At 34.9% G+C, this 13,700-nt stretch carries 15 protein-coding genes; 3 read left to right on the top strand and 12 right to left on the bottom strand.

Annotated features, from left to right (window positions below; genetic code table 11):
- Positions 1-22: 22 nt before the first annotated feature.
- On the top strand, positions 23-484 hold the full coding sequence (locus KHA97_RS03450) for a staygreen family protein (RefSeq protein ID WP_213123349.1): 462 nt from the start codon (positions 23-25) through the stop codon (positions 482-484).
- 47 nt (positions 485-531) lie between these two features.
- Here KHA97_RS03450 and KHA97_RS03455 read toward each other — a convergent pair whose 3' ends face one another.
- The 3 genes from KHA97_RS03455 to KHA97_RS03465 form a co-directional block, all read right to left on the bottom strand.
- A complete protein-coding gene (locus KHA97_RS03455) occupies positions 532-2,100 on the bottom strand; it encodes a Vga family ABC-F type ribosomal protection protein (protein WP_213123350.1) in 1,569 nt (522 codons plus the stop codon).
- Between the two features lie 296 nt (positions 2,101-2,396).
- The gene (locus KHA97_RS03460) at positions 2,397-3,569 is read right to left on the bottom strand and encodes an MFS transporter (RefSeq protein WP_213123351.1); all 1,173 of its coding nucleotides are present in this window, start codon (positions 3,567-3,569) and stop codon (positions 2,397-2,399) included.
- 5 nt (positions 3,570-3,574) lie between these two features.
- A complete protein-coding gene (locus KHA97_RS03465) occupies positions 3,575-4,108 on the bottom strand; it encodes a PadR family transcriptional regulator (protein ID WP_213123352.1) in 534 nt (177 codons plus the stop codon).
- A 239-nt stretch (positions 4,109-4,347) separates the two neighbouring features.
- Here KHA97_RS03465 and KHA97_RS03470 point away from each other — a divergent pair, with 239 nt between their 5' ends.
- Positions 4,348-4,866 (top strand): methylated-DNA--[protein]-cysteine S-methyltransferase, encoded by a 519-nt coding sequence (locus KHA97_RS03470; protein WP_213123353.1) that lies wholly within the window; start codon positions 4,348-4,350, stop codon positions 4,864-4,866.
- Positions 4,867-5,468: 602 nt separating this feature from the next.
- On the opposite strand, the gene KHA97_RS03475 is transcribed toward KHA97_RS03470, so the two are convergent.
- From KHA97_RS03475 to KHA97_RS03485, 3 genes are all read right to left on the bottom strand, one after another.
- Positions 5,469-5,669, bottom strand: coding sequence for a cold-shock protein (locus KHA97_RS03475; protein ID WP_057775982.1), 201 nt, complete (start codon positions 5,667-5,669; stop codon positions 5,469-5,471).
- A gap of 211 nt (positions 5,670-5,880) precedes the next feature.
- Positions 5,881-6,417: a nucleotidyltransferase domain-containing protein gene (locus KHA97_RS03480; RefSeq protein WP_213123354.1), complete on the bottom strand. Its 537-nt coding sequence runs from the start codon at positions 6,415-6,417 to the stop codon at positions 5,881-5,883.
- A 508-nt stretch (positions 6,418-6,925) separates the two neighbouring features.
- Complete coding sequence (locus KHA97_RS03485; protein WP_213123355.1) at positions 6,926-7,117, bottom strand: hypothetical protein; 192 nt, start codon at positions 7,115-7,117, stop codon at positions 6,926-6,928.
- 593 nt (positions 7,118-7,710) lie between these two features.
- On the opposite strand from KHA97_RS03485, the gene KHA97_RS03490 reads away from it, so the two are divergent.
- Positions 7,711-8,109, top strand: a complete 399-nt coding sequence (locus KHA97_RS03490; RefSeq protein ID WP_213123356.1) for a multidrug DMT transporter permease — start codon at positions 7,711-7,713, stop codon at positions 8,107-8,109.
- A 761-nt stretch (positions 8,110-8,870) separates the two neighbouring features.
- Here the strand turns inward: KHA97_RS03490 and KHA97_RS03495 are convergent.
- The 6 genes from KHA97_RS03495 to KHA97_RS03520 all read right to left on the bottom strand — a co-directional run bounded on the left by KHA97_RS03495 (position 8,871) and on the right by KHA97_RS03520 (position 13,690).
- On the bottom strand, positions 8,871-9,806 hold the full coding sequence (locus KHA97_RS03495) for an aminoglycoside phosphotransferase family protein (RefSeq protein ID WP_213123357.1): 936 nt from the start codon (positions 9,804-9,806) through the stop codon (positions 8,871-8,873).
- A 231-nt stretch (positions 9,807-10,037) separates the two neighbouring features.
- Complete coding sequence (locus tag KHA97_RS03500) at positions 10,038-10,430, bottom strand: topoisomerase (RefSeq protein ID WP_213124291.1); 393 nt, start codon at positions 10,428-10,430, stop codon at positions 10,038-10,040.
- A gap of 205 nt (positions 10,431-10,635) precedes the next feature.
- Positions 10,636-11,418 (bottom strand): Cof-type HAD-IIB family hydrolase, encoded by a 783-nt coding sequence (locus tag KHA97_RS03505; protein ID WP_213123358.1) that lies wholly within the window; start codon positions 11,416-11,418, stop codon positions 10,636-10,638.
- A 181-nt stretch (positions 11,419-11,599) separates the two neighbouring features.
- The gene (locus KHA97_RS03510) at positions 11,600-12,577 is read right to left on the bottom strand and encodes a DNA/RNA non-specific endonuclease (protein WP_213123359.1); all 978 of its coding nucleotides are present in this window, start codon (positions 12,575-12,577) and stop codon (positions 11,600-11,602) included.
- Positions 12,578-12,926: 349 nt separating this feature from the next.
- Complete coding sequence (locus KHA97_RS03515) at positions 12,927-13,265, bottom strand: YolD-like family protein (RefSeq protein ID WP_213123360.1); 339 nt, start codon at positions 13,263-13,265, stop codon at positions 12,927-12,929.
- A gap of 269 nt (positions 13,266-13,534) precedes the next feature.
- Complete coding sequence (locus tag KHA97_RS03520) at positions 13,535-13,690, bottom strand: hypothetical protein (RefSeq protein ID WP_213123361.1); 156 nt, start codon at positions 13,688-13,690, stop codon at positions 13,535-13,537.
- Between the last annotated feature and the right edge of the window lie 10 nt (positions 13,691-13,700).

Consider the following 13,700-nt stretch of genomic DNA (forward strand, 5'->3'; position numbering starts at 1 on the left):
AAGTACAAAGGGGAGCTGCATAATGGAAAAGCTGCAAACCGATCAGTTTACCGTAATGATTACACCACCTGCCACTTCTTATGGACCGGTAGAAGGAAGAAAATATACTCTAAGCACTTCGGAAACAGGCAATTCCAGACATTTAACGATTGGTACAAAATATAATGTAAGTGTATATAAAAACTGTGAAGATATATTTACTGCCGAATGGATTTCAAAACTTGGTGAATATGTATTAACTGGAAGGGTTTATATAAGTGGTGGGGAATATGATGAAAAACAAGCGGAAAGTCGTTTTAATCACTTAAATTCATTTTTGCCCGAAATGATTTCTCATGTCATTAAATCTGATTATGAACTTTTTAAACATGTTCCGTGGCTCCTTGATGCGCCGATCCTCATCGAATACGTATCCAATTTCGAACAATTACGAACCATTAACAACTACGGTACTCCCAGGAAATATTTATCATTTCAAAATTAAGAGCAGTTTAAAGTTTAGTTTAGAAGAAGGGATGAGGTGATAATGCCTCATCCCTTGATTTTGTTTTTTTCTGCAATTAACGCTTGAAATTCCTGCTCTAATTCATCCGATGGTTCGATGCTTAATCGGCTTATTATGTCTGAAATTTTGGTTTCTAATAAAAGCAATTCATCTTCTTTAGTGTTTCGTATTTCTGCTGGGCTGTATTGTTGAAACTGCTCGTATGTCCCATCGAAAACATGAATCTCTTCGTTTTCTATTAGTAAAATTCTGTTGGCGATGGATTGAATGAACCTTCGATCGTGTGAAACAAGAATGACTGTGCCTTCATATTCCTGAAGAAGTGATTCTAGTGCCTCCACTGATTCAATGTCTAAAAAATTGGTCGGTTCATCTAAAATTAACGTATTGATGTCACTTACAAATAATTTTGCGAATGCCACCTTAACCCTTTCACCGCCACTTAAAACATTTACCTTTTTATATACGTCATCCCTAAAAAATCGCAATCTTGCAAGTACTGTTCTAATAAAGGATTCATCTTGAGTAGAAGTCGACTGTACATTTTTCAGGATCGATTCCTCTGTATTTAATACATCTAAGTTTTGGCTAAAATAACCAACTTGCATAGAAGGTGAGATAGAAATCCCATCTTCCTTGTTCATAATTTTCTTGATAAGTGTGGTTTTCCCGCTGCCATTTTTTCCTATGATGGCCAGCTTATCTCCACCTTTTATGTTGAAACTAGTTTTTTCCCAAAGTATTCGATTAGGGAAAGAACCGGATACATCATCAAACCTTAAAACTGTACGCCCTTTAAATGATTCCTCGTTCGGAAGCTTCATTTTTACCGGTGGTAATTCTTTTATTTTCTCGACCTTTTCTAACTTATCCAATCTCGTTTCAATTGCTTTAGCAGCTTTTCTTAGTTTTTTCTGTTTATTTGCAAAATAAGGTTTTGCTCCCGTAATCCTTGATTCGGATGGGCTGACCTTTTTTGGTGTTTTAGTAGCACGAGCGGCTTTCTGTTCTTTTAAAATCAATGCTTCTTCTAATTGTTTTTTCTTTCTTTCATACTGCTCATAAGCATTTTCCTGTTGTTTACGTTCCAACTCTTTTAGTGAGATGTAATCTGAGTAATTTCCTTTGTATTCATTAATTTTTCCATCATCAATTTCCCATATTTTTGTACAGAGAGAATCGAGAAAAGCGCGGTCATGTGAAACGATTACAATTGCTCCTTGAAATCTCTTCAATTGATTCTCTAATTTTTCAATATGAAAGGTATCCAAATTCGTTGTAGGTTCATCCGCCAGAAGTATTTCAGGTCTTTTAGCAAGTGCACGGTTTATATATTCCTGAGTCACCTCGCCGCCACTCTTTGTTGTATTTGTATGTTTTAACTGTGGAAGCAGTACATATTCGCCATATGAGTTTACATTACCTTCATCAGGAAATTGTTTTTTGGCAAAAAGCTCTAATAGTGTCGTTTTCCCGCTGCCGTTTCTTCCGACAAGTCCTATACAATCTCGGTTTTGGATCATCAAGTGATCAATAGCGATTAACAAGCGATCCTTAATATATAGTTTTAGATCATTCACTTCTAATAACATCATATACATCTCCATTTCTATAAAGATGGAGACACAAAAATGCCTCCTATTGTTTTTCAGAATAGGAGGCACGGGTGCATACCAAATAAAGAGAATAGTCCCTTTACGGCAAACATGGAGATCCAATCCTATTCTGAAAAATCTCGTATGAAAGCAACATCAATAAAACAGAATTCGCTCTGTTAATAAAAAATGCCTTCATTCGATTGTTTTCAATAAATAGGATTAGTTCCACATGTTATAAAATTTCACCCTTCCGTTTTCAATTAATTTTACTATATGTGAAACAAAACTTTCTGTCAATTCGTTGAAGCAATTTTTTTAGACTTTAACGTGTACATCTGATACAAAATAAGAGCAACGATCGATAAAATAATCCCTGAAATGTAAGGGAGGCCAATTGCAACGGAAAACAGCCAACCTCCTAGTGGAGGACCTACTATTCTTCCTAATGAATCAAACGAAGATAATAATCCGGTAGCACTACCATGGCCAGATGTCGATTTTTTCGTTAATAAAGCCGAAATACTAGGACGGATTACGCCATTTCCTATACCGAAAATAGTTAAGAAAATTGCAGCAGTCATAAAGCTATCAATGAGTAGTATTAGACCAAAACCGATAGCAGAGACGATAATTCCTATTTGAATAACAACGCCTTCACCATATTTTTTAGTTAAGATTCCAACTAAGCCGCCTTGAACAATAGCGCCAGCAACTCCCATGATCATAAAGAGATATCCTAAAGTTACTGTCCCTAATCCTGCTTTTTTTGCAGCATAATAAGCAAATGTTGCCTCTAAACCAGAAAGAGACAGCGAAATAAATAATTGTAAAATAAATAATATGGAAAGCGATCCTCTAAATGATTGCCATAACGATGCATTTTCCGAATGAACTTCGTTTCTATTTTCCTTTGTTAACGATTCTTGAAGTAAGAACAAGACGAGAAAAAAGGTGATGAAGGAAGAAGTCCCAGCAATATAAAAAGGCATACTTAAGCTAATTTTAGAAAAGATACCACCAATCGCAGGACCGAACACAAATCCGAGTCCAACTGCCGCACCAACCATTCCCATTCCCTTACCACGATCTTCAGGAGTTGTAATATCAGCAACATAAGCCATTACGGTAGGCATATTAGCGGAAGATAAAAATCCACCGATAATTCTTGCTGCAAAAAGCATCCAAAGTTGAGATGATAGACCCATCAAGAAGAATGAAACGGAAAGGCCGAAAATCCCGATCATAATAACAGGTTTTCGTCCAATTCTATCAGAAATTCTACCCCACATCGGAGCAAAAATGAGCTGCATTAGTGAATAAACTGCCATCAAAAATCCTAATTGCGTAGGGGAGGCTCCAACATTTTCAGCATAAAAGGGGAGTACGGGGATAATAATCCCAAATCCGACCATGACTAAAAACATGACGGCAAATAATATAGGTAAAGATTTTTTTGTGCCAGACATCGAACTCACTCCGTTTCTTGTTGTAAACGCTCTGATAATTGTTGAATGGTTTCTTTTATAAATAATAAATCAGCTTCAAGCATTCTTTTCTTATGATTCATGGCAATCATAACACCGCTGCTACATTCGTGAATGGATAAATGGGTGATAGAATTGTATTTGTCTTTTAACATTTCATATTTTTCTTGCAATGATTGAATGGCTTCTTGTAATGGTAAATAATCAAGAAACATTAATCCAATATCACTTTCATAAAAAATACTCTCTGCAGAGGATACATTTTTGACAAGTAATTGATAAAACTGTTTTCGACCCAACTCATTGATAGAATAAACCTTTCTTGGCGGTCGATTTCCGTCAAACTCTACGGTAACATCAATTAAACCTTCCTTACTCAATTTGTCGAGTAAGGAATAGGCAGTTGCTTTTTTCATATTCGATATAAATGGAAGATTTTTTTCTATAAAATCATGAATTTGGTATCCATGCTGACTATCAGTCATTAACAGGCCGAGAAGAAGTAATGATCGATGATCCATGACAAGTCTCCTTTTTAGGTATTACTGAATAAGCCCATTATAATTAATATTGATTTGAATAGTCAAACTCTGACTATAAAACGGATTATAAATCAGTTCTGTAAGATGGTATATTAATAGGTGGAACAGAATTTAATTTCGTATTAAAAAGAAAAGTGGGGAAGGAGACGGAATCATATTCACCTTAGGGAATGAGTAGTGTATTTATTTCTATTCAATAATGAGAGAGGAGATAGAATATGGATTCTATTAATAAACCAACCCTGTACTGGTCTTTACTAGAGAATGAGGATTGGAAAATTTATATTGCAGCATCATCAATAGGGCTATTTTACGTCGGCACAAATAACGAACCATTTGCTGAGTTGACTAAATGGTCTAATAAACACTTTCCTGATTGCCAATTGACCGAGGATGATAGGAAACTTGAGGAATATAAGAAAGAAATCACTGAATACTTAGAAGGTAAAACCCAAAAATTTACTTTACCAATTGATTTAAAGGGCACAGAATTCCAACAAAATGTATGGAATGCACTTTGCCAAATTCCGTATGGTGAGACAAAATCATATTCTGACATAGCGAGTGCTATAAATAAACAAACAGCTGTTCGTGCAGTAGGTTCTGCAATAGGAGCTAATCCGATTTTATTGTTGGTTCCTTGTCATAGAGTAATTGGAAAGAACGGATCATTGACTGGGTTTCGCGGTGGCTTGAAAATGAAAAAGAAGCTATTGGAAATAGAAAATCCAAGATAATAATTACAATAAAGTTATAAAAATATTTATTTAATCAGGAATTTGAAGATTAAATGCAAATTCATGAAACATTTTTGGAAATACGTATTCTAAACAATTTCGCATTTCGTCTCACTATTAAAAGTATACTCTTGATATGAAACAAAAATTAATATTTTAATTCAACTCATGATAATTTATATTATGTAAACTAGAAAAGGAAAGTAAGCAAGATAAATACACCTCTTCTTCTGACGATACTAACGGTTGACGCAAAACTGCCTACTTTTTTGACATGAAAATAACAACTAGAATTTTTTTATAGCTTTAGGATAATCCCTTATATAAAAATGATATAAAAGTGTCTACTTTAATTGACGAAAAAATAGCTACTCTTAATATGGGCTTTGATCCATTTATGGTTATTAGATAAACTAGCACAATATGTCTTCCCGATATCTTCAAGGAAGTACTTTATTTCAAGAAACTCAAATCCGGTCACTTTTTCTTATTCAATTAAGATATCTAGGACCTCAGGGCCCTAAATGAGTGGGGATTTTTGTTTTTAAAGAGAAATAAAAAACAGACTCTAAAAAAGAGTCTGTCTATGTTTGGCATTATTATTAAGCCTTATGAACGTTAGCTGCTTGTGCTCCACGTTGACCTTGCTCAACATCAAAAGTCACTTCTTGACCTTCTTCTAATGTTTTGTACCCTTCGCCTTGGATAGCTGAGAAATGAACGAATACGTCTTCTCCACCTTCACGTTCGATGAATCCGAAACCTTTTTCGCCATTAAACCATTTTACTTTACCTTTTTCCATGTTTGTTGCCTCCTAGTGTGTTAGCACACCAATGTTTACTATCCTTGCTCTCAGTGATCATCAAGACGAAAAGTTTTTTCTAATACAATCCTTTACACCGAACAAAAATAATTCAATTTCAGAATATCATTTTTTAATATTGTTTGCAAGGAACCCTAATTCTTCAACAATCGCCCCCGTTACTTTAAGTACAATCCTTCACAATCTGAAATTAATACAATGTTTCATCTATTATTTGGTGTAAAATCTTTTTGCTTTCTGCGTCCTTTTGTCGTGGTGTTCTACCAATTTGTTCATAGACCACTTTTTCTTCCAAAAGCTGTGTTTGATTCAAAACGAGAGCGGATATTCCGTGCAAAATAAAAGTTTGATCAAGCAATGAGTCTGGTCTCCAAATCCATTCAGGTAATCCATTCATAAGCTCTCCATCGTCTGAAAGGGATATATAGCAAAATGTAATTTCTACATTTTCCTTGCTAAAATCAGACTGCCTATCACGAAATTCCTCTTTAACGAATGTCTTCTCATATCCAGCTTTTACAAGTTCATCTTCTAAACGTTCCCGATTCTGTATCCACGTTACTAAATCAATATCATCGTGTGGACGAGTAATCTTACCAAGTAAAAAATCGATTGCCCATCCTCCACGCAACCAGAATTCAATTCCGATTTTCTTAGAAATTGTACTAATTTCAGCCAACACCTTTAATTGTAACTCAGTTTGTTCATTGAAGATTGGGTGTGTCATTTGAAACCTCCTAATCCCATTTTTCTGCCCACTTATGGGTCTGTATAAGAACCTTTCTTTCCGCTAACCTGCCCCGTTTGTTTAATAACAACTTCTCTAAAATAAGTGATAATCCTCCTGTACGAACGCTCCATTAACGATTTATAATAAAAATCCCCCTTCACTTTTCAAAGGGGGTTGTTTCATAGTCAGCAATGGCTGCAGTTAAAAAAACTATTTCTTCGTGAATCTGTTCTTTGTAAAATGGATTAGAACACCTTTTAGATTCCATTAGCAGCCTATTAAGTTCCCTCTTGAAGAGGAATTGTTCCTGTTCCCACACTTGCTTCGCCTCACTGTCGCCGCTCATATTCAATTTCAGGTACCCGATTTAGCAATTACTGAAACCGAATTCACATAAATATTTTAATTATTTTTAACTAATCCTTATTTAACTAACCTGCCCGTTAGTACAATAACTTCAACAAATATAAGCTTCTTGGACTATCGCGCCCGTTACTTCAATAATTTATTTTTCTTGTTGCCCTTTTTTCTTTTTTATTGTTATCAGTTTTGACATAACAAAATGACTCACTGTAATAGTAAGTAACAGGTCTCTATATGGCGCATCTGTCCCTCCTAAAAGTGATGCAACAATATAGAAAAACATAAATGAAAATATAAGCAAACCAAGAACATAATACTCAATTTTCACTTCCATTATATTTCCCCCTTATTAAATAAACCTGCCCGTTAGTACAATAACTTCAACATAAAAAAGGGATAATCCTTCTTGGACTATCGCATCCGTTAGTTTAAGTACAATACTTCACAATCTTTTTTTCCCCCTTCATTAACTTAATCCTTAAAATGTGTTATCCATGCAAAAAGACGCCATCTTACTTGCTGCTGAAATGCTCTTGATTAGGGAACGTAAAAGTTTGTTGACGCTAGCTTTTGCTTAAAGGTAAAAAGTGGAGTTTCCTCGAATATAATAAATTACCTATCCAGAGGTTATATAAAGGTTAATTTAACGATTGTTGTGTTTGGTGGGGAAATACTCATATGGATAAAAGAACTCGTTTAAATGAACATTTGATGTCACACCCCCCTCGCCCAAAATGGCTAAAACTTTCATCGATCTCCTAAAGGGAAGCAATTTTATGTCTCTAGGATGCCGTTTAACGATAGCCTGTTAATTTACTTAGGACTGTACTCGTGCTTTATTGCTGTTTGAAGCTAACACATGCCTTGTTTAGAATTCTCTGGTTGCTGTTTAGAAAATTCGAAGATTAAATGAAAAGGGGAAACAAAATGAAAACAAAATGGCTTTTGAGTAGTAGTGCCGTGATGATGGGTTTGTTGGGGTTGGCAGGAACCTTTATTCCCGAAGAGATTTCAAAAATATTAGGGATTGACCCTTCACCCATTACTCTGATTCTTCTGCAAATCATCGGAGGTCTATATTTAGGGTTCGCAATGTTGAACTGGTTTACACGTTCTGCCCTGATCGGCGGCATCTATAACAAACCTGTCGTATTGGGAAATTTAATACATTACATCGTTGTCTTTTTTGCTCTAATCCGACAGTTGGCGGAGCAGTTTCATTTCATATTCGTTATTTTGACATTAGTTTATCTTGGGTTTGCCGTCTGGTTTACATTGGTTATGCGCTCGAATCCTTTAAGCAATCAATCAAAAATGTCTGTCTAACGCATAGTAAACGGGGATTTATATTGGGGGTCTCTCTTTTTAAGTTCACTATGCTGAACTAGTCTTTTGAGCAACACTAAGGATATTAAAACGACAAAAATTCCTACTTTTATATTGAAAGAAGGAATTTTTCTTTTTATTCCACTATGAAAATTTAAGTTAAAGATTACAAGTATCTAGCGGTCTAATTTTTTAAAATAATGATAAATCTTTTCAAGCTTTTTTATTTGTTTTCCCTTTGTTTTAAAGAGATGGGTTATGAATTTAATAACAAGTTAAAGACTTTCGAAAAGAATGTCTTTTTTTCTATTTAAAAGTTTAATCTAGATACTTTGATCTTGTTCAACTATCCTGCTCCTTTAGTTTAATAAGGACCTCTACAAAAAATACGGTAATCCTTCCTGGATCAACGCACCCGTTAGCTCAATAAACCCTATCTTTTTCTTAGTTTCTGTACTATGTAAATAAGCAGAGTAATGATTGCTACATTTTGAATGCAAACGACAATTATAGCTATCATTTCTTCTTCATTCGATGTTGCCCCTGTTATTAAAGCGACTAAGTTAAAAATAATGAACGATAAAATAAGAAGTCCAATAAAAACACCTATATATCTCAATTGAAATAATTCACACCCTCCACCTTAACTCCAATACATTTCAACATAATATCCCAATAATCCTTCTTAAACTATCCTGCCTGTTAGTTTAATATGGTTCTTATCCATTGGTGTGATTTTGAGACAAAAATACAGTATTTATCTAATCCAAACTCATATCAACAACTTGTTTCGCAAACGTAACAAAGGGTTCAATTAGGTCAGGGCTTTTATCAATAGCCCATCTGAGTTTGTCGAAAGCTCTTAATAGCAACAAAGTTCTCATGCTAGAAAGGTCCTTTTCCTTTAAACCATAGCCATCTAAAAATGCTTTAAATTCCTCAATATTAGGTCCCTCACCTAGGATTTGGCACTTCATCATTTCAATAATGTCACCATGTGGTACAACAGTTACTTCGGCACTGCCCCAATCTAGTAAAACTACCTGCCCTTCATTATCGACGATTGTATTCTTCAATGAGACATCCCCATGATTTAAAGCAAAATGGAACTTCTCCTTCTTCAAACCTTCGAACAGTTTTCTTATTCTTTTCGATTCCGTTTGATTGATTACCCCAAGTTCAATAAACCGATCATTCTCCGTTAAACTGTTGATATTATAATTTACATAACCCAGCCAACTACCATCTGACCCAGCATGAGAAGGCGACTGAAACACACCATGTATTGTATTAATCAGGTTTTCCCCATACCCCTTAACTGGAATCGTATGAATAAGTTTGGTGTAAACGCCAAGTTGCCTCCAAATATCCAGCTTAGGTTTCGTACTATCTAATCCGTTCTCTCCATCTACGAAGGTTTGGATCATATACGCTGTTTCGTCAACAATTCCAATAGACAACACCTCAGGACTAGGAATGCCAACTGCTCGAGCTTGCTCAATGCACCAACTTTCTTTAACAAAACTCGAATATGTACCTGCATTGTTCATGCGGACAACAACTTTACTGTTATCTGTCTCAGCTACACAAACTTGATTTACGCTTCCTTTACCTATTATTTGAAATGATTTTTTGACCCTTTCTTGCAAAAAATCCTCTGTAATTCGTTCTGCTTTCAAAACAACTGATTCTATCATAATGTTCTCCTTAATTATCTATGTGATTAATTACTGCTTACATTTTTTATTAATCAATTACTTGTTTAATTTTTCTTCTTAAACTAACCTGCACGTTAGCTTAATAACTTCAACAAAAAAAGCATTAATCCTTCTTCGATTAACGCCCCCGTTAGTTTAAGCGCATTTATTCACATACTTATGAAACTACTTTATTTTTAAGGCTGTTTGTATCCTTTAAGAACTGCACTGTTAGTATTTCTCGATCTTTATTTTTACTTTCGTTTTTATTTTTTCTTCGCTAATTGTTACTGTTTCAGAAACAATCTTAATAGAATCTTCAACTATTTGTTGAATCAACGTATCATCAATTTTTGTATCCTTCGGGAAACCTACTGAAACTGTTAATTCATCAGTACCACCGCCTAACGTTATTGCTAGTGAATCACTTTCAAGTTCCGTTTGCTCTGTAATAGATGCTATTATTTCATTTTGTAATTCAGATAATAAATTTGATATTCCATCATTCCCCCCGTTTATCTGAGAAACTACTACTTCCTGCTCGCTTTCTAATACCTCGGTTGTATTACATCCAACTAACAAGATTGAACAAAATACAATTCCTGAAATTATAGCTTTTTTCATCACTTCTAAATTCCCCTTTCAAAAATAAATTGCTCATTCCACAACAATTCTCCATACGTAAGTTTGACGATATCTATTGGGAATGGTTTCAAATTAATACATAATATTCTTCAACTAAACTGCCCCGTTAGCTTAATAACTTCAACATAAAAAGCGTTAATCCTTCTTCGATTAACGCACCCGTTAGTTTCATAAAAATGAAGTTTTAATTAAATAGATATTTATTTAATGCGTGGTAAACACCATTCTCATCATTAGAAAGTGTTACATCATTTGCCTTATCTTTAACATCTTTTGGTGCATTTCCCATTGCTATGCCCATACCTGCATATTCAATCATATCTAAGTCGTTAAATTGGTCACCAATCGCAATAATTTCTGATGAGTCTATGCTTAATTTATTTGCGATTTCCTTTATTGCACTTGTTTTAGTAGCTTGTTTGAGCATATATTCTTTCCAAAATTCACTATCAACTCTTAACCTTAAAGTTTTAGGTACTTCAAGATGTTGCCAACCACCTATTTTTGATGTATCCATTATTGAAAATTTCATTACTTTCTCAGATAAAGTTAATACATCTTCACAAGATGTGTACTTAATACCATATTGATTACAATTTTCCTTATGGTTTTGGCTAATAGACTCAACGTAATAATTAAATGCTGTAATCATTGCAAATTGAACTTTTTCTTTTCGACACGCTTTAATAAAGTGGGAAACATCATCAATTAAAAATGAGTTTTCACATACAACTTCATATGTTTTCCCGTCAATACTTACAGCCCCATCGTTAGATATCAATATGCCTTCATAATTGAGTTCATCCATAATTGGTTTTGCCTGCATAAAATATCTACCTGTTGCTAAAACAATATAAACTCCATCATTATGTGCCCTTTGAATAATTTGTTTATGCAAATCGGGAATTTTCCCCTCGCTATTCAAAAGGGTACCATCAATATCCAAAGCTACCATTTTATACGTCAAAAGCCCATCTCCCCCCTTTTTTCTTCTTCAACTAAACTTCCCGTTAGTACAGATAACTTCAACAAAAATAAGCGATAATCCTTCTTGGACTATCGCAACCGTTAGTGACAAATAATTATATTTTCACCTTACAAATTTTATAGATGATATGAACATTAACTTCAGTTGTACAGATGGGGGCTTACTCACCTACCATACCGTCACCATCACGATCATCCATATATGGGTACAACCAGTGATCACGTGTAATCGGCATTTTATAACCTGCCTCTTTCGCTTCTTTAATCGTCACTTTCCCATTACCGTTTGTATCAACACTAGAAATATCACCGCTTTTGTTTGAGCTTGTGTTTGAATTTGTCGAATCGGAAGACTCGCTACCAGTTAAACCGAGTGATTTGTTTACTTCATCAGGGTTCACGTTGTCAAATGTATCAACGATCACGTTACCCCTTAAAGTATAGGTATACTTGTAACTGGAAGGAATCTGCGTTTTCTTATTCGGATATGTGATAATTGCTTCAAAATTAGTAGCTCCACCAGCTTTGCTAATTGCCTTTTCCATATAGGCTTGATCACCGTGTCGGTTGAGTGTACTATCTTGCGGGGTAATATTATAAGCATTCGATACCCCTCCGAGAGAATCAGCAATGACATGGCCTTCATCTAAAAACTCACTTTCGACACCAGGAACCTTTGCCTCATCAGAATAGTATCTGCCAGACGATAATACAGGTTCGTTATTGTCATCTTGTAGAATGATTTTGTCAGCAATGACACGTACCAGTTGCCCGTATTCATTCGTAAATGCCCAATATTCACGGTCCCCAAAACCAATGTCAACGACGACGTTTGGTTCACGATAACCAGACAAATCACCACCATCAACTTCAATAAGTTTGTATCCTGAGAACAGTTCATCATTTGGTTGGGTTGGTGTTTCCTCCGCAATCGGAACACTCGGCGTTTCCTCTACTACTGGTTCATCAAAAATCGTAGTGACAGTTTCTTCTTTTTCATTATTTGTATTTGTTTCAACTGTGGTTACTTCTTGTGGAGCTGTTTCTACATCTGTATTGGATGCATCTTCTACGTTGGTACAACCAACCATAAAGATGATCGTTAAAAGTAAGATTAAATAGTTCATTTTCTTTTTCATTTTAGGACTCTCCTGTAATAGTTTCATACTGTTCATTCTAAAAATCTCGGAGTGTTAACATAGACTAACACCCTCATTATTTTTGTAGGATTTCATCAACAGCATTTTCGTTTTTTCAAATCTAAAATTTAGCTAGTGATTGCTTATGGTGGATGTGACAAAGTCTGTTTGATTATTATGGAGAAGCACCCGTTAGTTGAAGATGAATCACCTTAAAATAACTGAATAAAATAAAATTTAATAATCCTATTATAACACCCTTCTATCATAAATTATCAGTTATTAAAGTAAACTGCCCGTTAGCTGGAGAAGAAAAATAAAAATAAATAGATGATAATTTGACCCACATTTATTCAATGACTGACACTCCTAAAACATCCTCGAAATCAATCCGCTGAACCCTGCCTTCAAATAGTTCGATTCGAAGCTGGTACGATATAGAATCTACGTAATGAATGCGACCGATAATATTGGATAAAAAGCCGTTAGACCATATCGTTATCTTTACCGAAAGGTTATACTCCATCGCATAACAGATCCGTTGGTCAAATTCCTCCTTCTCGTATTCATCAATGATTGGCTTTATGATTCGCCCTTGGTCGGTCCAGAGGTCTCGATGTGCCTTAATTAACTCGGGCATCCCAAACGCAAACTGCCATTTCTTTTTACCGCGGTCTCGTATCGCCATATAACTCACCTCTTTATTGTTATATACGAACAAACATTCTCTATAAAAACAAAAATAAAAAGGACTTTTTTTAGGTCCTAAATTTAACTTATTGAAGTAAAGCTCCCGTTAGCTCAATAAAAGGCTTCCCTAATTGCCCAATATAGGTGGTTCCCGTATAGATTGTTGCAGTGATGGCAAACATCATCATAATTTTAATCATAATACAATAATCGAAAAATATAGGTTATTATACTAAATATTGAACCTAATGCTACCAAAACAACGACTCAAAAAAGAAGTCTTTTCCACTTTTTTGCCCATTCGTCGGTCAGTTCTTGGTCTTTGTCAATACTTCTTAATTCTTTACTAAAACGTAATACTTGAACTAATGCTCCAAGCCAACATATAACCCATATTAACTCAAAAATTTTGACCCATTCCATAAAATTCTCT

The organism is Lederbergia citri (assembly GCF_018343625.1).
Taxonomy (GTDB): domain Bacteria; phylum Bacillota; class Bacilli; order Bacillales; family Bacillaceae_C; genus Lederbergia; species Lederbergia citri.